14 protein-coding genes are annotated in these 19,705 nt (G+C 56.2%); 4 read left to right on the top strand and 10 right to left on the bottom strand.

Annotated elements, in window-relative coordinates:
- Positions 1–30: 30 nt before the first annotated feature.
- From HNR65_RS02460 to HNR65_RS02445, 4 genes are all read right to left on the bottom strand, one after another.
- On the bottom strand, positions 31–753 hold the full coding sequence (locus HNR65_RS02460; RefSeq protein ID WP_181549846.1) for a HEPN domain-containing protein: 723 nt from the start codon (positions 751–753) through the stop codon (positions 31–33).
- Positions 754–915: 162 nt separating this feature from the next.
- Positions 916–1,647: an adenylate/guanylate cyclase domain-containing protein gene (locus HNR65_RS02455; RefSeq protein ID WP_181549845.1), complete on the bottom strand. Its 732-nt coding sequence runs from the start codon at positions 1,645–1,647 to the stop codon at positions 916–918.
- 2 nt (positions 1,648–1,649) lie between these two features.
- Positions 1,650–2,129: a Pycsar system effector family protein gene (locus tag HNR65_RS02450; protein WP_181549844.1), complete on the bottom strand. Its 480-nt coding sequence runs from the start codon at positions 2,127–2,129 to the stop codon at positions 1,650–1,652.
- A 95-nt stretch (positions 2,130–2,224) separates the two neighbouring features.
- A complete protein-coding gene (locus HNR65_RS02445; protein WP_232364613.1) occupies positions 2,225–2,518 on the bottom strand; it encodes a type II toxin-antitoxin system HicB family antitoxin in 294 nt (97 codons plus the stop codon).
- Positions 2,519–2,697: 179 nt separating this feature from the next.
- Between HNR65_RS02445 and HNR65_RS02440 the strand changes: the two genes are divergently transcribed.
- On the top strand, positions 2,698–2,949 hold the full coding sequence (locus HNR65_RS02440) for a hypothetical protein (protein WP_181549843.1): 252 nt from the start codon (positions 2,698–2,700) through the stop codon (positions 2,947–2,949).
- On the opposite strand, the gene malQ is transcribed toward HNR65_RS02440, so the two are convergent.
- The 6 genes from malQ to HNR65_RS02410 form a co-directional block, all read right to left on the bottom strand.
- Complete coding sequence (gene malQ, locus HNR65_RS02435) at positions 2,934–4,430, bottom strand: 4-alpha-glucanotransferase (protein WP_181549842.1); 1,497 nt, start codon at positions 4,428–4,430, stop codon at positions 2,934–2,936. The two genes, HNR65_RS02440 and malQ, sit on opposite strands and share 16 nt — an antisense overlap.
- Complete coding sequence (treZ, locus tag HNR65_RS02430; protein ID WP_181549841.1) at positions 4,427–6,181, bottom strand: malto-oligosyltrehalose trehalohydrolase; 1,755 nt, start codon at positions 6,179–6,181, stop codon at positions 4,427–4,429. Before treZ ends, malQ begins: the two co-directional genes overlap by 4 nt.
- Positions 6,178–8,718, bottom strand: coding sequence for a malto-oligosyltrehalose synthase (gene treY / locus HNR65_RS02425; protein WP_181549840.1), 2,541 nt, complete (start codon positions 8,716–8,718; stop codon positions 6,178–6,180). Before treY ends, treZ begins: the two co-directional genes overlap by 4 nt.
- Positions 8,715–10,835 (bottom strand): glycogen debranching protein GlgX, encoded by a 2,121-nt coding sequence (glgX, locus tag HNR65_RS02420; RefSeq protein ID WP_181549839.1) that lies wholly within the window; start codon positions 10,833–10,835, stop codon positions 8,715–8,717. The genes treY and glgX overlap by 4 nt, the downstream gene beginning before the upstream one ends.
- Positions 10,836–10,857: 22 nt before the next feature.
- Positions 10,858–11,490 (bottom strand): uridine kinase family protein, encoded by a 633-nt coding sequence (locus HNR65_RS02415; protein WP_181549838.1) that lies wholly within the window; start codon positions 11,488–11,490, stop codon positions 10,858–10,860.
- Positions 11,491–11,631: 141 nt separating this feature from the next.
- Entirely contained in the window at positions 11,632–14,772 is a 3,141-nt protein-coding gene (locus tag HNR65_RS02410) for a beta-phosphoglucomutase family hydrolase (protein ID WP_181549837.1), read from the bottom strand.
- A gap of 286 nt (positions 14,773–15,058) precedes the next feature.
- Here HNR65_RS02410 and HNR65_RS02405 point away from each other — a divergent pair, with 286 nt between their 5' ends.
- Genes HNR65_RS02405 through HNR65_RS02395 form a run of 3 tightly spaced genes read left to right on the top strand, consistent with a single transcriptional unit; the run spans position 15,059 to position 19,695 of the window.
- Positions 15,059–15,925, top strand: a complete 867-nt coding sequence (locus HNR65_RS02405; RefSeq protein ID WP_181549836.1) for a cytidylate kinase-like family protein — start codon at positions 15,059–15,061, stop codon at positions 15,923–15,925.
- A 25-nt stretch (positions 15,926–15,950) separates the two neighbouring features.
- On the top strand, positions 15,951–18,590 hold the full coding sequence (locus tag HNR65_RS02400) for an amino acid permease (protein ID WP_181549835.1): 2,640 nt from the start codon (positions 15,951–15,953) through the stop codon (positions 18,588–18,590).
- Positions 18,562–19,695, top strand: coding sequence for a DHH family phosphoesterase (locus HNR65_RS02395; RefSeq protein WP_181549834.1), 1,134 nt, complete (start codon positions 18,562–18,564; stop codon positions 19,693–19,695). Before HNR65_RS02400 ends, HNR65_RS02395 begins: the two co-directional genes overlap by 29 nt.
- Positions 19,696–19,705 lie beyond the last annotated feature (10 nt).

Raw genomic sequence — 19,705 nt, 5'->3', positions numbered from 1 at the left:
CTGGCTGTCACCTGGGCTGACTGGTTATATCTATCTAGTTTTCTGGTATCTAAGGGTGCGCCAGGGTTTAATACCAACCTGATCTTCAATATATTTGACAACTCTATTGTTTGATATAATAGCCAACCGGAAAATAAAGGCTTTGCTATCTTTCACATGTGTTTTTGTTACTTTTTTTGCTGACTGAACCCTATGTGCAATACTCCCCCTTAGCTCGATAAGTTCTTCAAGCTTCTTTTTGGAATTTTCAATAGACATAGCAGGCCAATACCAGGTTCTTGAAATAGATTTATAACCGATTAAATTAGAAAATAGAGCATCAATGTTTTTAGGACTTGGTGTATTGAATGCCCCTTGAACAGTGTATTTTTCTAGTATTTTATTTTTATGGTCTTGCATTACTGTCTTCCATCCCATGTTTGCTAAGCTCCAAACATCACTGTTACTTTTTTTAATTTCTTTAGCAGCATTCGAAAGTACATGGTCTGGAAAAACTTGTGGTTGCTTTGATTTTGAAAGCATGAAATAGAATGAGTTATCTGCAAGGTCTTCAATATAGGCTTCCCAGCATGCAAGAAGCAAAACAACAGCACTTTTATTAAGCACCTGGACATTATGTTTGTATCCGGGTCCACTTCCTGAAATTTCACCATGAATTTCAAGAATTCTATCGATTTCCTGAAAATTCGTTTTAAGTGAATCTATATGAGGTGGCTTTTTTGCTCTTCTTCGCATTTTATTTTTGAGTGCCATATTTATGACTTAAGATCTTATTTTATTTTTGGATATAATCTCTGCAATCACACGCTTGTCGCGTGGATCGCCTCGTTATACTGATGATATATCGATTCCATTTTCTCTTGCATGCCGAACCTTTGGATCCCTAATTTCATATTAGAGCGATTACGAACCGGTCTACGGATGGCTACCGGAAAATCCGGGCTTCCACCACCAGCTCGAGCGATACACAGTCAAATTATCACCTAAAAAGTTCCACGATCGGCTCTGCCACTTATTCTCCCAATTAGGCCCGTACTTCGCATTGTCGTTAAGCTTGTTGTAGACACGCGCGGTTATGAACGTTTGATATGGCGCCTCACGGAGGGAGCTGAGCTTTGCGGCCAAATTGGGTGCACGCTCGATCCATACTAGGTCGTTCTCGCCTCGCACGCCTCCGCGGACCGATAATACGGTGCCCGTATCGATCCCGATGCCATGATCTATCGAGAAGGATGCGTTCTTAATGGAATTGTACTTCCTTTCGAACTTCGGTTTGATTAGATAATGCACCACATACTTGATCTGCTGAGCACATTTTGCGGCATTACTGTTCTTGAAATCGCCATGGAAGATTCCCATAACCCGGTCACCATCAAAGCTCCTTATTGCGCCGCCATTCTGCTGAATTACTTTTGAACCAGACGCCAAGAAACACTTGATCAATTTCGCCGCGACTCGGCGATCTAACTCTTTGGCCATTTTCGATGATTGAGCGAGATCCGCGTACAAGAACGTGGCCTCAATCTCAACCGCACCCCCACCAAGTGCGACTTCCGTAGTTTTTGGCACTTTCGTTCCGCGCCTAGTCTTCCATGGCGTATCGATAATATCTTGGATCTGGTGGTTGACCTCTTGGTATTTGCCCATTGCTATCCCACTTGGTACATGCTGTAGATCGATAGAAACCATGGAATTGCGGCGATGAATACGCTTAGAAGCGATAGCTTGATCCATCTGAACTTCTTGACCGCGATTACCGCGTTCACATGGCATTGGCTTATCAAGTCTTCGGCGTATCCGGCCTCATCTACTGCCTGCACCGCATCTCGAAATTCACGTTCGGTCCGATTGGCAATACCGCCAAAGAAGACAAGCGAATTTCGAGGGCCGTCAGTGCGCGGGAAAGTCGCCAAGGCAAGGAAGACAAGGCTTGCTGTGAGCGGAATCACCGATAGAAGCCCCCAAATCACTTGCCATGTGTTCCAGCCACATGTATCTGAAGCCACCGCCGCCAGAGCTCCCAACATGGCGGTGTCAAGTGGGAGCACTAACGTCACACGAGTGTCGGCGGCGCGAACCCAAGTTAATAATCGGTCGAGTTCGCGTTCCATTTGGTCGATCGTCTGCATTGCACCTCACCTAAGACGCGCTCTAACGTTGCCCCTAAGCCGCGCGAGGTACGGGCGTCGGCTTGAGGGGCTGGTTGTGCGAACTGTGCCGTTGATTAGGCATACGCAAGACGGCCTTTCGGTTGAGGAATAGGCCTGCCGAGTCTTGTAGCAGTTTCGATCCACTCATCGATAATTTGTTCCGCATTGCTTAGGGCCTCTTGGTAGGTTTTCCCGTCCGCCATGCATCCTGGGAGTTCCGGCACCTCGGCCACAAATGAATTGTCCTCAGAGCTCCAAAAAATGATGATTTCGTATTTTTTTTCCAGGGAGCATAAAGTCTCGAACGAGACATTCGCATTTGATCTTCGCATCAAAATGTGCTCGGACAGCTTTTCCAGTTTGCTCATAATCGTATCCTATCATTTCCATTCAATTGGGCCAAGTTGCTCTTTACATCTCTCGCACAACGATGAGTAGACGCCTGAAGAGGCGTAAAATAAAACGCCCTTTTGACATGAATATTGGCATATCCTTTAGTTTCCGCAGTTATGGCGCTGCGTTCTGCAATATCCGGGTGAAGTAAAGGATGTTTGTTTTTGTTGTTTTTGGTGATATGGGCCTCGCTGGTGATTTTTGGGTTCAAGCCTGGTGCGGGCATGGGGTGACTGTATTTTTGACTGCGTTTCCGCTTTTTTCGGGTGTGGTGTGCAATGCATTATACGGCTTTTGGAAAAAGCAGGGTGAATTGATTTATATACACCTTAAAGCGGCAGGGATGTCAAGGGCAAATGGGATATGTTTTAAAACCAAGGAATTGGATGGTCAATACCGGCCGTAAATTTTGGTGAGGTTGAGCTGGCGGGTGGCCTCTTCGGCGGTGAGCTGGTTTGGGGTGAGGCGCCAGAGCCAGTTGTTTTTTTGTGTGGCCGGGTGATTGATCCGGGCCTCCTGGCCCAGGGCGAGGATATCCTGGATCGGGAGAATGCAGAGGCGGGCCGGAGACATCATGGCCGCGCGCACCAGCAGGCGGGCAAAGGCGGCGGGGGTGAGATTTGCGCCAAAATAGGCAGAGGCGCGTTTTTGGGCGATTTCTGTGGCCTCGTTTTCAAACCAGCCCGCGGCGGTGTTGGTATCATGGGTGCCGGTGTAGACCAGGCCGGCCGGGTCCACATTGTGGGGGGCGTTGGGGTTGTGGGAGGGATCATCTGTGAACCCGAACACGAGCACGCGCATGCCGGGCAGATCGTATTGGGCCATGACTTCGCGCACGTCTGCGGTGATATGGCCCAGGTCCTCGGCCACCAGGCAGAGAGAAGAAATGCGTTGGTACAGGGCCTTAAAAAAAGAATGCACCGGCACTGGATGCCATTTACCGTTTAAGGCACTGGTATCTGCTGCGGGCACCTCCCAGGCGGCCACCAGGCCCCGGAAATGGTCGATGCGCAGGATGTCAAACAGATCCAGATTGTGGGAGATGCGGGAAATCCACCAGTCAAAGCCCTGCTTTTCATGGGTCTGCCAGTCATAGACCGGATGGCCCCAGAGCTGGCCGGTGTCGCTGAAATAATCCGGAGGCACGCCCGAGACCACCACGGGCTGAAAATCCGGGTCCAGCTTGAACAGTTCGGGCCGGCACCAGACATCTGCGGAATGCAGGGGCACGTAAATGGGCATGTCTCCCATGATGCCGATTTCGTGCTGAGCGCAGAAATCCCGCAACTCTGTCCACTGGCGGTAAAACAGGTACTGCAGAAAGCAGATCCAGGCAATGGGTTCAGCCATCTGCCGGGATGCGGCCGCCAGGGCGTCGGGCTGGCGACGGACCAGACCCGGAGGCCACTGCTGCCAGAAGCGGTCCCTGTACTGGCGGGTGAGCACGGTAAACAGGGCATAGTCGTCGAGCCAGTGGGCGTGTGTCCGGCAGAATGCCTCAAAATCCGGCTCTTTGCGGTGGAGTTCAAATGCCCTGGCAAAAAGGTCCTTTCTGACCTCCCAGGCCGCGTCATAGGCGATTTTGCCCGGGGATGCGGTGATCTCCGTGATGCCATCGATATCGGCTTTGCCGATAAAGCCGTGTTCGGCCATCTGCTCCGGGCTGATGAGAAGCGGGTTAAAGGCAAAGGCCGAAGGGCTGTGATACGGGGAATGGCCGTGTTCGGCCACTGTGGGGGTCACGGGCAGGATCTGCCATACGTGCTGGCCTGCGGCGTGCAGAAACTCAACAAACTCCCGGGCCGCAGGGCCCAGGTCGCCGATGCCATACTTTGATGCAAGGCTCTGGACGGGCAGCAGAATGCCGCTTGAACGGATTTTGATCATGTTGATTCCTCCATGGCCGGGTTCTGATACAGCACTGCCACGCAGTCGCCGGGCAGTTCAATGCCGGCTGCGGTGATTTGCGGATCTTTTTCCGGACAAAGCCTGATCTCCATCCGGTCTGCCCCGGAGAGGGGCACAAGCTGTGTCTGACCAGACAGATTGCAGGCCACTGTCAGAGCTCCCCGGGTCATGACCAGCCAGCCGGCAGCGTCGTCTGCTGCGGCCTGCACCCGGCCCATGCGGCCGTCTGCGGCATCGGGCAGGTTTTTGCGCAGCGCAATCAACTGCCTGTACCACTCCAGGATCTCTGCATGGGACGATTTTTCTTTTTCCGCCCAGTTTAACACGCAGCGGGCAAAGGTGTCACTGGCCTGGGGATCCGGGATCTGATCCGGGTCCCAGCCGAATGCGGCAAATTCTTTGCAACGGCCCTTTTTGACCGCCTCGCCCAGGTCCGCATCCGGGTGATTGGTGAAATACTGAAACGGTGTGGACGCCGCCCATTCCTCGCCCTGAAACAGCATGGGGACAAACGGGGACAGCAGCATGATGGCTGCGCCGGTTTTCAGGCGGCCCGGGCTGATCAGGTGGCTTAACCGCTCGCCCAGGGCCCGGTTGCCCACCTGGTCGTGGTTCTGCAGGTATCCCAGAAACCGGTGCCCGGAAAGGCCGTGCACAGGCCGGCCGTGATAACGCCGGCGGAAGGCGGAAAACCGGTTGTCATACACAAACACCCGGGTCAGGGCCCGGGCAATATCTGAAATTCTGCCGAAATCCGAATAATAGCCGCCCTTTTCACCGGTGAGCACGGCATGGAGGGCATGGTGGAAGTCATCGCTCCACTGGGCGTCCATGCCATGGCCGCCGGCCGCCGTGGGCCGGACAGTGCGGGGGTCGTTTAGATCGCTTTCTGCAATCAGGATCTTGTGCCGGCCGGTCTCTGCCTGGATTTGATCGGCGGTCTGACGGAGATCTTCGAGAAAATGAATGGCCGAAAGGTCGAAAAACGCGTGGACCGCGTCAATACGCAGGCCGTCCACATGGTAGTCGCGCAGCCACATGGCCGCGTTGTCGCAGAAAAACCGGCGCACCTCATGGCTTTCTGCGCCGTCGAGGTTCACGGCCCGGCCCCAGGGCGACTGGTAGTGATCCGTGAAATACGGCCCGAACCAGTCCAGGTAATTGCCGGCCGGGCCCAGGTGGTTGTAGACCACATCCAGGATCACGGCCAGTCCTTTGGCGTGGCAGGCGCTGACCAGGCGCTTGAATCCGTCCGGGCCGCCGTAGGCCTCGTGGGGGGCAAACAGGTTAACCCCGTCATATCCCCAGCCCCGGGTGCCGGAAAATCCGTTTATTGGCATGATTTCCACGTGGGTGATGCCCAGGTCCAGCAGATGGTCCAGGTATGGGATCACGCCGTCAAACGTGCCCTGTTGGGAAAAGGTGCCAACATGGAGTTCATAAATCATAGCAGATGACAGGGGCCGGGGCTGAAAATGCGCATCATCCCAGGCAAAGGGGCTGTGATCCAGTATTTGGGACGGGCCGTCAATGCCTTTGGGCTGGCGCATGGAGCGGGGATCGGGCACCGGGTCTTTGCCGTTGACCGAAAGGGCGTAGCCGGTGCCCGGAGAAATCGCCTCTGCCAGGCGCCACCACCCTTCGGAGGTTTTTGCAAAGGGAACGGTCCGGCCGCTGATGCGGGCTTCCAGGCTTTGGGCAAAGGGTGCCCAGACTTCAAGGCGGCTCATGAAACAGTTCCTTTTCCATGCTCCGGCCCGGTTTTGACCAGCAGGGCCACGGGAAACCGGTTTAAAATGGACTCCAGGAAAAAATCCGGGCCGGTGAAAGTTTCGTTTGTCAGGATGTTTTTCCATTCGCCTTCGGGCAGATCAATCCGGGTGTCAGCCCAATGGCCGGCAAAATTCATGACCCTTCGCGGGACGATCACTGCGGCCTGGTTTGCCCGCAGATAAGCCAGGGCGTGGTCCGGGTGCCGGCCGGCCAGAGCCATTGGCTGGTATGGGGCCTTTGGGGAAAACAGGTGCGGGTGCTGCCGGCGAAAGTGCAGCACCCGGGAGATCAGAAAGAGCTTGGGCAGGCCGGAGTCCATTTCTGCCATGACCTGTTTTGGGGTCATGTCTGCCAGTGCGTCCAGCATCGCCCGGCGCCGTGCAAAATCCACGGGCCTGCGGTTGTCCGGGTCCACCAGGCTCAAGTCCCACAGCTCGGTGCCCTGGTATAAGTCGGGCACGCCCGGGACCGTGAGCTTGAGAAGGGTCTGGGCCAGGGAATTGATCCGGCCCGGAAAAATGAGCGGGTCCACAAAGGCTTGAAAATCAGACACAAAAAAAGAATCGGCCAGCAGGTTTTGGGCAAAATCCAGCAGGGCCTGCTCATAGGCCTCATCGGGCTGCTCCCAGCAGGTGAACTCCCGGGCCTCCCGGGCGGCTTTTTGGATAAAGGCACAGACCCGGGCCGGATCAATGGGCCAGGCCCCGACCAGGGTCTGGTAGAGCAGGTATTCGATGTTGGCATCCGGCAGGTGCTGGTTTTTGTACATGGCATTGTGGGCGGCCCAGCGGCGCACGGCAGCCGCCCACTGGTCCGGGATTTCGGATAACAACGCCAGGCGGGCGCGCACGTCCTCGCTTCGCTTGGTGTCATGGGTGGCGGTGGCCAGCATGGCTGCCGGGCATTTTTCCTGCCGGGCAATCATGGCCTGATGAAAGGCCTCAGCAGACAGGCCGAACGTGTCCGGGTCCCCGCCCACCTCGTTTAGGCAGATCAGCCGGTGATACCGGTAAAAGGCCGTGTCCTCAATGCCCTTGGCCGTGACCGGGCCGGATACCTGCTGAAACAAAAGCATCCAGTCGGCTTCGGCATCGCCTGCCACCCGGCCGCAGCAAAGCGCTGCCAAAAAGTCAAAAAGCCGGGGATCGGTGTTCGGCTGCCGGGATTTGGCTTCGGCTGCGGCACGGGCGATGATTTGCGCGTCTGCGGGCCGTGCCGGGGTGTTTTTGCGCACATAGGTGCGGTAGACCGGCATGCAGGCCAGCATCTGCCGGATCGCCCGGGCAAGCTCTTTGCGGGCATGATCCCGGAAACAGCGGTGGTTTTCGCAGATGCCCGCCAGCCGGTGGGTCAGCCGGGAAATTTCGGCGCCCAGCAGATCTTCCATGACCTTATGCTTGCACGTATGCGCGAGGTCTGGGTAGCTGATTTTGCGGCTGGTGAATTTTTCATAAATCCCGGTGAAAGCGGTTTTGTTTGCAGCATCCACAAACAGGCCGGTAACAAGGTTTAAAAAATCATACCCAGTGGTGCCCGCAGCCGGCCATGAACCGGGCAGGTCCTCTCCGGGATGCAGGATTTTTTCCACAACCATCCAGGCCCCGGGGGCGGCGGCTTCAAGCCGGTTGAGGTATTGTTCCGGGTCCTTTAACCCGTCGGGATGATCAATGCGAACCCCCTGGATCACGCCCCGGTCCAGCCAGTCCAGAATCCGGACGTGGGTGGCTTCAAACACGGCCGGGTCTTCCACGCAAACCCCGGCCAGTGAGTTGATGGCAAAAAACCGGCGGTAGTTGATGTCTTCGGATGCAGCGCGCCAGCAGGCCAGGCGGTAGTGCTGGTTTTCCAGGAGGCTGTCTAACGCGTTGACGTTGGTGTTGAAATGATCGGCCAGAACCGCGCTTTGGCAGGCCGGGTCTGCATGGTCTGCGATATTTTCTGCAGAACCCGGCCGCAGGGGCAGCACGTGATCGTGATATTGACACACAAGGCCATGTTCCGGGCAAACCGCCACCCGGATTTTTCCGGCTTCCAGGACCCGGCCGTACTGGTCTTCCAGGATGGGCAGCAGGATTTTGCCGGCCAGGCGGTTTTCCGGGGGTTCCCAATCAATATCAAAATATCCGGCATAAGCGCTGGCCGGACCGTTTTTGAGCACGTCCCACCACCATTTGTTGGCGGCCGGGTGGGATACGGCCATGTGGTTGGGCACGATGTCTGCGACCTGGCCCAGGCCGTTGTTTTCCAGGGCTTTGCAGAAACGCTTGTGGCCCTCTTCGCCGCCGAGTTCGGCATTGACCCCGGCGGGGTCAGTGATGTCATAGCCGTGGGTGGAGCCGGGGGCGGCCTGGAGATACGGGGAGGCATACACGTGGCTAATGCCCAGGGCGCTTAAATAATCTGTGATCTGCGCGGCATGGTCAAAGGTAAAACCGGGGTGGAACTGGAGGCGATAGGTGGCCTGCGGGACGTGTTTTTCTATTTGCGCCGTCATTGCGCGTTGGGCTCCTTTTCCTCAACCTGGAACAGCACCACAGAGCGGGCCTCCACCCGGATTTCGCCGCCGGGTTCGATCCGGCTTTCCTCTTCCACAAAACCGCCGGCTGCGGTGTCGATTATCCGGAACCAGCCGCTGCCCCATTTTTCCCCGGGCAGGTTCACGTCCAGGGCTTCGTGATAGGCGTTTAAAATAATGTAGAAACTTTCATCCGTTACCGGATCGGCCTTGATATAGGGGTTGGGAATGGTCTGGCCGTTTAAAAACACCCCCAGGGTTTGGGCCGAGTTGTCGGCCCACTCCTCCTCGGCTTTCTGTTTGCCGTCCATGTTAAACCAGGCAACGTCCTTGACCTCACTGCCGTGGATGGGCCGGCCCTGGAACCAGCGGCGGCGGCGGAACACCGGGTGATCCCGGCGGTATTCGATCAATTTCCGGCAGAATTCCTGCAGATCCGAATCCGCGTTTTCCCAGTCATACCAGGAAATCTCGTTGTCCTGGCAATAGGCGTTGTTGTTGCCCTGCTGGGTGCGGCCCATTTCATCTCCGCCCAAAAGCATGGGCACGCCCTGGGACAAAAACAATGTGGTCAAAAAATTGCGCTGCTGACGGGCCCGCAGCGCCAGGACATCCGGGTCGTCTGTGGGCCCTTCGGCCCCGCAGTTCCAGGAGCGGTTGTGGTCCTCGCCGTCGTTGTTGTCCTCGCCGTTGGCCTGGTTGTGCTTTTCATTGTAGGAGACCAGATCGTTTAAGGTAAATCCGTCATGGGCGGTGATAAAGTTGACGCTGGCATAGGGCAGCCTGGAGGTGTTTTCATAAAGATCCGAGCTGCCGGTGAAACGGGAGGCCAGCTTTTCCAGCACCTGGTCCTGGCCGCGCCAGTAGTCGCGCATACAGTCGCGGTATTTGCCGTTCCACTCCGACCAAAGGGGAGGAAACTTGCCCACCTGATATCCTCCCTCCCCCACATCCCATGGCTCGGCAATGAGCTTGACCTGGCTGATCACCGGATCCTGCTGGATGATGTCAAAAAACGATGACAGCCGGTCCACGTCGTGCAGCTCCCGAGCCAGGGCAGAGGCCAGATCAAAGCGGAATCCGTCCACGTGCATCTGCTCGATCCAGTAACGCAGCGAGTCCATGAGCAGCTGCAGGGCGTGGGGGTGGCGCATGTTTAAGGTATTGCCGCAGCCGGTGTAGTCCATGTAATAGCGGGCATCGTCTGTGAGCCGGTAGTAATAGGCGTTGTCAATTCCCTTAAAGCAGAGCATGGGCCCTTCGTGATTGCCTTCTGCGGTGTGGTTGTAGACCACATCAATGATTACCTCGATGCCGGCCTGGTGAAAGGCCATGACCATCTGCTTGAACTCGGAGACCACCCCGCCGGGGCGGCGGTCTGCGGCATACTGGTCGTGCGGGGCAAAATAGCAAATGGAGTTATACCCCCAGTAGTTGGAAAGCCCGTTGTCCGCGAGCTGCTTGTCGTGGATGAACTTGTGCACCGGCATCAGTTCCACGGCCGTGATGCCCAAATCCTGAAAATACTCAATGGCCGCCGGGTGGGCCAGGCCGGCATAGGTACCGCGCAGATTTTCCGGGATATCCGGGTGCTGCATGGTAAAGCCCCTGACATGGGTTTCATAAATGATGGATTCATGCCAGGGAAGATGCAGGCGGCGGTCGCCGGTCCAGTCAAAATGGGGCTGGTGAACCACGCACTTGGGGACAAAGGGCGCGCTGTCAACATCGCTTTTCACGTCCGAACCGTCTGCAAATGGATAGGGAAACACAGCCTCATCCCATTGGACATGGCCGGCAAGGGCCTTGGCATAGGGATCAAGCAGAAGCTTTGCCGGGTTGCAGCGATGGCCGTTTTCCGGCTCCCAGGGACCGTGGACCCGGTAGCCGTACTCCTGGCCGGGCTCTGCTGCGGGAAGATATCCGTGCCAGCAGAATCCCGTGACCTCGGGCAGATCCACCCGGGTCTCGCCGCCGTTATCGTCAAACAGGCAGAGCTCCACCCGGTCAGCGATTTCTGAGAAAATGGAGAAATTGGTGCCGGCCCCATCATAAACGGCACCCAGGGGAAACGGTGTTCCGGGCCAGATTTTCATGGTTTATGCAATCCTTTTGCTTTTATGCGGGTTTGACCTCGTATGATCCCGTGACAATCAGATCCGCCTTGTCTTTTATGGAAGCCACGGCCCGGTGCTCCTGCTCCAGGACGGTCATGCGCCAGTCATCGACCTTTTCCTTGCCGCGCACAAGCTGGGCCTTTTTGGTCTCGTGATAGGTAAGATCGATGAAAACCCGAACATGGACGTTTTTGGCGGCAATGGCGTACAGGCCGTCAAGCACCAGCATGTCCATCTGTGAAAAATCCGTGGTCAGCGTGTCCACCTGGCCGGTGATCAGGTCGATACAAGGCATCTGTGCGGTGCGGCCGCGCCTGAAATCCTCCAGGCTCTGGTGGATGCGGGCCCAGTCGTACTCATTTAGCCCAATGGCTTCTGCCCCGTGGGCCTTGCGCCAGTCGTTGCGGTCTTTGGGCAGGGTGAGGTAATAATTGTCCGAATGCACCAGCTTGGCGGCAAAGCCCCTGTCTTTCAGTTCCCGGCCCAGGCAATGGGCCAGTTCGGACTTGCCCGATCCGGACTCCCCGGAGATGGCAATGATGGTTCCGGGCTGGCGGTTGTCCAGGATGTAATCTGCAATCCGGGCGGCTGCCTGCTTATGTTTTTCCTCGATTAACAAGACGTCTCCGAGCATGGGGCAAATCCTTGGTTGAGGGTTCAAGGTTCAATGTTCAAAGTTGATAAGCCTGTAAAAAATCTTTTTACCGGCAGTGTTAAGTAAAATTAAAAAGTTATTTTTTGGGTGAAGGGTCGGGGTGACGGCTGCTCCCGGGGCTTATAAAGGAAATTCGGTTTTGACGCCGCAGGAGACATGGTGTGTCTTTCCTTTCACTTCCACGGGGATAACCCCGCCTTCAGATCCTTCTATTGTGAGAATAACCTTGTTTTTTGTGATTTCAAACGCATAGCGGTGTTTTTGAAACCAGAGGCCGAAGGTGATTTTTTCCCATCGCCCGGGCAGAGCCGGATCAATGGCCAGGATGTCTTTGTCCGTGCGCAGGCCGCCGTAGAGGCTCATGGCCATGAGCACTGTGGCGGCCATCACCCCGGTGTGAATGCCCTCTTTGGTGGTGCCGCCCTGAATGTCAATGTAATCGCTTGAAAGCGCCTCCTGGTAAAACTGCCAGGCAATGTCTTTGCGGCCTAGGCGCCGGGCCAGGGCTGCGTGCACCACCCGGCTCAGGGTGGACCCGTGGGAAGTGCGGGCCATGTAATAATCGAAATTTTTCTCCAGAAGATTGTCCAAAGACCCATAGCCCATGGATGCCAGCATTTTTTTGACCGCATCTTCGCCCAGGGTGAAAAACGCCATGAGCACGTCGGCCTGCTTGGCTGCCTTGTAGGCGTCCGGGTTTTTGCCCTCTTTTTTCAAAATCCGGTCCATGCGGTGGATATCGCCGTAAATGCTGCGGTAATGATCCCAGTCCAGCTCCTTTAAGGAGAAATACCCGTCAAATTGGGCGATCAGGCCGTCGCGCATCACAATGTTGAGTTTTTGCGCCATCTGCGCCCATTTTTCTATCTCATCCACGGACAGGCGGATTTTTTCACAAAGGGTGTCTCCGGCCTCGCCGCCCAGGTACCGGTAAATCTCTGCAGCCCGGGTCAGGACCCAGTGGACCATGAGGTTGGTGTAGGCATTGTCTGTGAGCCCGCCCTTGTCTTTGTCCGGGTATTTTTCGTGAAATTCGTCCGGGCCCATGACTTCGTGGATTCGGTAGCGGCTGAGAGCGTTGTCCCACCGGGCTTTGGAGGCCCAGAACCGACAGATCTCAAAAAACATTTCAGCCCCGAAGTTTTCCAAAAACGCCAGATCATGGGTGATGTGGAAATACTGCCAGGTATTGAAGGCCACGGCCAGAGACACGTGCCGCTGCAGGCTGCTGTTATCCGGGCCCCATTGGCCGGTCATGGGATTTAAGTGCACGGTCTGGGTCTGCTCGGTGCCGGTGCGGCCGCTTTGCCAGGGAAACATGGCCCCGGAAAATCCGTGCTCGCGGGCATAGGCGCGGGCGGCATCCAGCCGGCGGTAGCGGTACATGAGAAGGGACCTGGCAATATCGGCAAAATGCAGGTCATAAAAGGGCATTACAAACAGCTCGTCCCAGAAAATATGGCCCCGGTAGGCCTCGCCATGCAGGCCCCGGGCGGGCATGCCCGCATCAAGGCCGGTGTTGTGGGGTGATGCCGTGACCAAAAGATGATACATATGCAGGCGCAGCATTTTCTGGGAAAACCGGTCCCCGGATACGCGGATATCCATTTCCTTCCACAGGCGGGACCATGCATGGATGCTTGCCGATTTGAGCGCATCAAAGGAAGTTGTGTTTTCCAGGGCGGCAAACACGCGCGTGGCCGGGCTTTCTGTGCTGCCATCGGCCGAGGTGCAGAAGGCGGCCAGTTTTTCCATGCACACGGGCTGATTTTTCCGGGCAGGAACCGAAAACCGCAACTCTCCCCGGCCCTCTGCCAGTTTGACCTCCGAATGGATTTTTTCGCCGCAGACCACAGCCGCCCTAGTGCCGGCGGCAATCTCAATGTCTGACTCGGCGGTGCGCACCCGCACCAGGAGGGTATCTTCGCCTGCGGTCTGTTCCACGGGCGTGAGGTGCTGCTGCTCCAGATCCCGGTAGCGCTCCACTCCGTCATTGATGACGTCCCCGTTGACGGCAGCGGAAAAGGTGATGGTTTCATCGTAGTTGATGGGGGTGAGGCTATAGCGAAGGCCGCAGACATGGGGATCGGCCATGCTGATGATTCGCTCGGACACGATCCGGGTTCTGCGCCCCATGGCATCGGCCACGGTCATATCCCGGTGCAGGATTCCGGTTTGAAAATCCAGGCGCCGGCAGATGGATTCGATTTTGACCGCGTTGATGTCCATCCACGGCCCGGAGCCGATGCGGAAATTAACCGGCAGCCAGTTCGGACAATTGACAAAGTCCTCGTTTTCAATGTCTTTACCGCTCACCGTTGATGTCAGACAATTGAAAACCCCGGCCATGTAGGTGCCCGGGTAGTTGATTTCCCCGGCTGCGGATTCCTCCATGGCCCCCCGGGTGGCAAAATACCCGTTTCCAGCGGTCAGCAAGGTCTCCCGGGTTTTTTCCAGGGACGGATCATAATCGTGGAACGTCACAGACCACAGATCTTCCGGCAGGCCGGTTTCAAACCAGGTCCGGATATCAGCCGGTGAGATTTCACCCATATCCCGGACCACCCGGTCGGCCCCGTTTTTGAGCAGTACTGCGGGATCGGTTTCCCGGGCCACGCCGATGACCATGCCGAAACCGCCGTTTCTGCCCGCCTGCACCCCGGACACGGCATCTTCCACCACCACTGCATCAACGGGCGCCACGCCGAGCCGTTGGCAGGCGGTAATAAAAATATCCGGGGCCGGCTTTCCCTTCAGACCCAGCTCGGCAGACACCACCCCGTCAACGCGCACCTCGAACAAATCAAGCAGTCCCGCGGCCTCAAGCACCTGCCGGCAGTTTTTGCTCGATGAGGCCACCCCGAGACGGGTCCCGGATTGTTTCAGTTTCTTTATCAACGTCACTGTGGTGTCAAACACCTCCACCCCGCCGGCGCGGACCAGGTCGTTGAACCGTTCATTTTTTTTGTTGCCCAGCCCGCAGACGGTCCGGTCTCCGGGCGGATCATCGGGATCGCCGAAGGCAAGGGATATGCCCCTGGATTCCAGAAAGGAACTGACCCCGTCATACCGGGGCTTGCCATCCACGTAGGTCAGGTAATCTTTATCCGTAAACGGGGAAAAATCTTTGTCCTGCTCCTTTAAAAACGCGTCAAACACGTCCTTCCACGCCCGGCCGTGAACCGCTGCAGTCCGCGTAATCACCCCGTCGAGATCCAGCACCACCCCCTGCGGGCCCAAACCTTGATTTTTGTCTTCCATTTCCCCTCCATTCAATAGAGGAGCCAAACCCTTATTTTTGCTCTTGACCCGGACAAAGAACAATCATAAGGGTTTGACCCCTGAGCCGGCAAGATCCTGCTGTCAATAATAACAGTTGATTGATTTTTTGCATGAACAAGGGCAGGACCTCTCCCATTTAATCGTTTGACATTAAAAGCAGGGCGTTATTATTATAATACAAAGATCATCGAACATGCCCGATACAGAAGCTGCACCGGGTGTAACTGGCTATTTATCAGAATACAAGAAGAACGGAGGAAATTTCATGGCCATTATCACCATTTCCCGCGGATGCTTCAGCCACGGCAAGGAAGTTGCGGAAAAAACAGCGGAAATTCTTGGCTACAAAATCCTGAGCCGGGAGACCCTGATCGAAGAAGCCAACCAGCGCTACAATGTTCCTGAAAAGGAACTGATCCAGTCCATTCACGATGCGCCATCGGTTCTTGAGCGCTTTACGCGGGGCAAGGAAAAATACCTCTCCTATATCCAGGCGGTTTTACTGGAACACGCAAAAGACGACAACATCGTCTATCACGGCCACGGCTCTCACATCCTGCTGCCTGACATCTCCCACGTATTAAACATCCGTATCATAGCCGATCTTGCCGACCGAATTGACTTTATGCGGGAGAAACACAATATCAGCGAAAAAGAGGCCATCAGCTATATTAACGAAGAAGACAACACCCGGGCGCGATGGGCCCATTACTTGTACAAGGTGGATCTGACAAACCCGCACAGCTATGCTATGACCATCCGGATCAAACGGATGAAAGTTACCGACGCAGCCGAAACCATCTGCCACGCCGCCCGGCGAAAAACTTTTGTCGCAACCCCGGATTCAAGAAAAGCCATCGGGGATCTGGCGCTGAGCTCCCGGGTGAAAGCAGCCATTGAAAATTACTGCAAGCCCGATTTAAAAGTATCGGTAAACGCCACCAGCGGAATTGTCTATATCAAGGCCGAAACCCAGAATGTCCGCAAAAGCGGTTACACCAGCTTTAAAACCGAAGAATATCTCAGGGAAAAAACCAAAAAGGAAATCACCGATGAAATTGGTACGGCAATAAACGGCATACCAGGCATTGAAAACGTGCTCTATGACATAGAGCCCCCTTCCTATACTTAGGCCGGGACCAACGGGATTTTCCCACATGAGCCCACCTGCAGCAGGAGATAAAAAAGCCGGAACGCTGGGCACCTTTTCCGGGGTTTTTACGCCGAGCATCCTGACAATTCTCGGCATTATCCTGTTTCTGCGCCTGGGCTACGTGGTGGGCAGCGCAGGCCTGATCCGGGCCCTTGTCATCATTGCCCTGGCCAATCTCATCTCGGTGCTCACCTCCCTTTCCCTGGCGGCCATCTCCACTAGCCTCAATGTCAAGGGCGGGGGAGACTATTACCTGATTTCCCGGACCCTGGGCCTGGAATTCGGCGGTGCCATCGGCATTGTCCTGTTTCTGGCCCAGTCGGTCTCCATTGCCTTCTACAGCATTGGCTTTGGGGAGGTGCTGGCTGCACTGCTGCCTTTTGCAACAAGGGCGCACGCCCAGATCATTGCCGCAGCCGCGGTGGTGCTGCTGTTTGTCTTCGCCTGGCTGGGGGCGGACTGGGCCGCGCGCTTGCAGTCGGTGATCATGGTGGTGCTGTTTGCCGCGATCCTTTCCTTTTTTGTCGGCGGCATTCTGCGCTGGGATACGGCGGTGTTGACACAGAATCTGGCCACCCCGGAAAACGGCCCGCCCTTCTGGGTGATTTTTGCCATTTTTTTCCCCGCTGTCACCGGATTCACACAAGGAGTCAGCATGTCCGGGGATCTGAAAGACCCGGGCAAAAGTCTTCCCAACGGCACGTTTGCCGCAGTGGGGCTTTCCATTGTCATCTACCTGGCCGCCGCGGTTGTTTTTGCCGGCAGCCTGCCCGGAGATATCCTGGCAACGGATTACAACGCCATGAAGCGGGTTGCCGCCATTGACGCCCTAGTGCTGGCCGGGGTGATTTCCGCGACCCTGTCTTCGGGGATGGCATCGTTTATGGGCGCTCCGCGGATTCTCCAGTCACTTTCCAAAGACCGGATTTTTCCAATTCTGCTCCCGTTTGCCAAGGGCTCCGGGCCGGCTGACAATCCCAGGCGCGCGGTTCTGCTTTCTGCAGCCATCGCTTTTGCCACCATCGCCCTGGGCAACCTCAATGTGGTGGCCCCTGTGGTGTCCATGTTTTTTCTGATTTCCTACGGGCTGCTCAACTATGCCACCTTTTTCGAGGCGCGAGCCGCAAGCCCGTCGTTTCGGCCCACGTTCAGGCTCTACGACAAGCACCTGAGCCTGGCCGGCGGCCTGGCCTGCCTGGGGGCAATGCTGGCCATTGACCTGACCGCGGGCATCGTGGCCCTTGCGTTTTTGTCTGCCATCTACCAGTACCTCACCCGCACCGCAGGCCCGGCACGCTGGGCTGACAGCAGAAGGTCCTACCGGTTCCAGCAGATCCGCAACCACCTGATCCGGGCCGCTGAAGACCCGGAACATCCCCGGAACTGGCGGCCGGCCCTGCTGATTTTCTCAGATGACCCGGACCGGCGCAAACCCCTGCTGCAAATGGCCGACTGGATCCAGGGTGACAGCGGATTTGCCAGCATGGTGAAAATCCTGCAAACCGAAGGACCGGAGGCCGAAAAACAGCGCCAGGAAACTGAAAAACAGCTTCTGGAAGACATCCGGGAGCTGGAAGTGGACGTATTTCCCCTGGTGCTCACCGGCTCCAATTTCCGACTCACCATGGAAACACTTATCCAGGCCTACGGCATCGGCCCGCTGCGCGCCAACACCATGATCACCAACTGGCTGGACATGAGCCAATCCAGCCCGTCCGCCCATCGAACCAAACGCTTCGGCCTCTACCTGCAGGCCGCCTTTGCCCGGGGATGCAATATCCTGCTGTTTTCAGCGGAAAAGACCCAATGGGAAAGGCTGCTGAAAATTCCGCCGGAAAAGCGGCGCATGGACGTGTGGTGGCGCGGGGATGCCACCAGCCGGCTGATGATTTTGTTTGCCCACATGATCCGCCAGAACCCGGGATGGGAAAAATCCAAAATCCGGGTGCTGGATGTGAGCGAAGACGCCCTGGCAACCGGCAAAACCGTTTCAGACATCCATGAAACCCTGACCGAAATCCGCATCGAGGCCGAGCCGGAAATCGTGGCCCGGGCCGACAGCGATGCTGTGGCTGCTTACAGCAAGGATGCAAGCATCGTGTTTCTGCCGTTTCAACTCAGGCAGCAGCAGCCCGTGGACCTGTTTGACAGCCCGCTTTCGGATCTGCTTTCCCGGCTGCCGGTTTCCGCAGCCATGCTTGCGGCAAAAGACATTGACCTGGCAGCCGAACCCGAGGCCGGGACAGCCGGCGATATAGCAGCGGTTTTAGACAGGCTTACAGACATCCGCAAAAAAGGCAAAGCAGCCGAGCAGGAAGCCCAAGAGGCCTCATCCGCGGCAGAGGAAAAAATGGATGCCTGGCGCCGGGCCATTGAATCCGGCGATGATCCTGAAAACATCCGGCAGTTTTACAACGACTCGGTGGAGGCCAAAAACCGGGCAGTGGAATCCGGCCGCAAAGCCGCAAAGCTGGCTGCCGTGTGCGAACATCTCACGGAAACCGCCCAACGGCTGGGCGCTGATATGAGCGAGGAAACAGAAGACCGGCCGGATGCGAAAAAAACCCGGGATGTGCCCGGGGACCCGTCAACCCCCAAAGCCGGAGACAAAAAGGATGCAGACCAAAAAGACCGAAAAAACTGATCCGGACCCAACCAGGGGCGCAGGCCCTGACATGGCCGCGGCCCTGGATTCTTTCCGGGGGCAGAAGCATGCCGTGGTGCTCCAGGAATTTCCGGATCCTGATGCCATTGCCTGCGGGTTTGCCCACCAGATCATCAGCAGAGAATTTGATATCCAGGCGGATATCTATTACTGCGGCCGCATCAGCCATCAGCAAAACATTGCCCTGGTCAAACTCATGGGCATTGAACTGATCCGATGCGAGGGGTCAATAGATCTCAAGTCCTATGACGGAGCGGTTTTTCTCGACAACCAGGGAACAACGGCCGGCCCCCTGCTCGATTCCCTGGAAAAGGCCGGCGTTTCACCGCTGATCATCGTGGATCACCATGAGCCGCAGGATCGGCTAAAGGCGCAGTTCAAGGATATCCGCCCCAAAATCGGGGCGGCCTCCTCCATTTATGCGCAATACCTGGAAAACGGCATCATGGAGATGAACACCTCGGACAAAAACCACATTCTCATGGCCACCGCCCTGACCCACGGCATTATCACGGATACAACCGGGTTTATCAACGCCCGGGAACAAGATTTTCATGCAGCGGCATTTTTATCTGCATATCAGGACCGGGACCTGCTTTCCCGGATCATGAACCAGGCCCGGTCCAGGCAGACCATGAAGGTGATTCACAAGGCCCTGGGCAGCCGGGAAATCGTCCAGAATTTCTGCTTTGCCGGCGTTGGCTACCTGCGCGCAGAAGACCGGGACGCCATCCCCCAGGCCGCGGATTTTCTGCTCACAGAGGAAAACGTACACACTGCCATTGTCTACGGCATTGTCACCGGGGACAGCTGGGAGGAAGCCGTGATCGGCTCCATGCGCACAAACCGGATCACCATTGACCCGGACCAGTTTATCAAGGAAGTGTTCGGAAAAGATGCCAGCGGCAAGTATTTCGGGGGCGGAAAAATGTCTGCCGGCGGATTTCACATCCCCGTGGGATTTCTTTCCGGCAGCGGGGACCAGGATTTCCAGCAGCACAAGTGGAACGTGTTCAACGAACAGATCAAGCAGAAAATCTTTGATAAAATCGGGGTCAAGGCAGACGAAAAAAAAGAGGAATAGCCGGCGGCAA

This window comes from Desulfosalsimonas propionicica (assembly GCF_013761005.1).
GTDB classification, from domain to species: domain Bacteria; phylum Desulfobacterota; class Desulfobacteria; order Desulfobacterales; family Desulfosalsimonadaceae; genus Desulfosalsimonas; species Desulfosalsimonas propionicica.
This window is presented reverse-complemented; position numbering and strand designations above follow the sequence as displayed.

What these genes read in the sequence shown, in the direction of transcription:
- HNR65_RS02460 (WP_181549846.1), bottom strand. Translation starts at nt 753, where the DNA reads ATGGCACTCAAAAATAAAATGCGAAGAAGAGCAAAAAAGCCACCTCAT.
- HNR65_RS02455 (WP_181549845.1), bottom strand. Translation starts at nt 1,647, where the DNA reads ATGGGCAAATACCAAGAGGTCAACCACCAGATCCAAGATATTATCGAT.
- HNR65_RS02450 (WP_181549844.1), bottom strand. Translation starts at nt 2,129, where the DNA reads ATGCAGACGATCGACCAAATGGAACGCGAACTCGACCGATTATTAACT.
- HNR65_RS02445 (WP_232364613.1), bottom strand. Translation starts at nt 2,518, where the DNA reads ATGAGCAAACTGGAAAAGCTGTCCGAGCACATTTTGATGCGAAGATCA.
- HNR65_RS02440 (WP_181549843.1), top strand. Translation starts at nt 2,698, where the DNA reads ATGTTTGTTTTTGTTGTTTTTGGTGATATGGGCCTCGCTGGTGATTTT.
- malQ (WP_181549842.1), bottom strand. Translation starts at nt 4,430, where the DNA reads ATGATCAAAATCCGTTCAAGCGGCATTCTGCTGCCCGTCCAGAGCCTT.
- treZ (WP_181549841.1), bottom strand. Translation starts at nt 6,181, where the DNA reads ATGAGCCGCCTTGAAGTCTGGGCACCCTTTGCCCAAAGCCTGGAAGCC.
- treY (WP_181549840.1), bottom strand. Translation starts at nt 8,718, where the DNA reads ATGACGGCGCAAATAGAAAAACACGTCCCGCAGGCCACCTATCGCCTC.
- glgX (WP_181549839.1), bottom strand. Translation starts at nt 10,835, where the DNA reads ATGAAAATCTGGCCCGGAACACCGTTTCCCCTGGGTGCCGTTTATGAT.
- HNR65_RS02415 (WP_181549838.1), bottom strand. Translation starts at nt 11,490, where the DNA reads ATGCTCGGAGACGTCTTGTTAATCGAGGAAAAACATAAGCAGGCAGCC.
- HNR65_RS02410 (WP_181549837.1), bottom strand. Translation starts at nt 14,772, where the DNA reads ATGGAAGACAAAAATCAAGGTTTGGGCCCGCAGGGGGTGGTGCTGGAT.
- HNR65_RS02405 (WP_181549836.1), top strand. Translation starts at nt 15,059, where the DNA reads ATGGCCATTATCACCATTTCCCGCGGATGCTTCAGCCACGGCAAGGAA.
- HNR65_RS02400 (WP_181549835.1), top strand. Translation starts at nt 15,951, where the DNA reads ATGAGCCCACCTGCAGCAGGAGATAAAAAAGCCGGAACGCTGGGCACC.
- HNR65_RS02395 (WP_181549834.1), top strand. Translation starts at nt 18,562, where the DNA reads ATGCAGACCAAAAAGACCGAAAAAACTGATCCGGACCCAACCAGGGGC.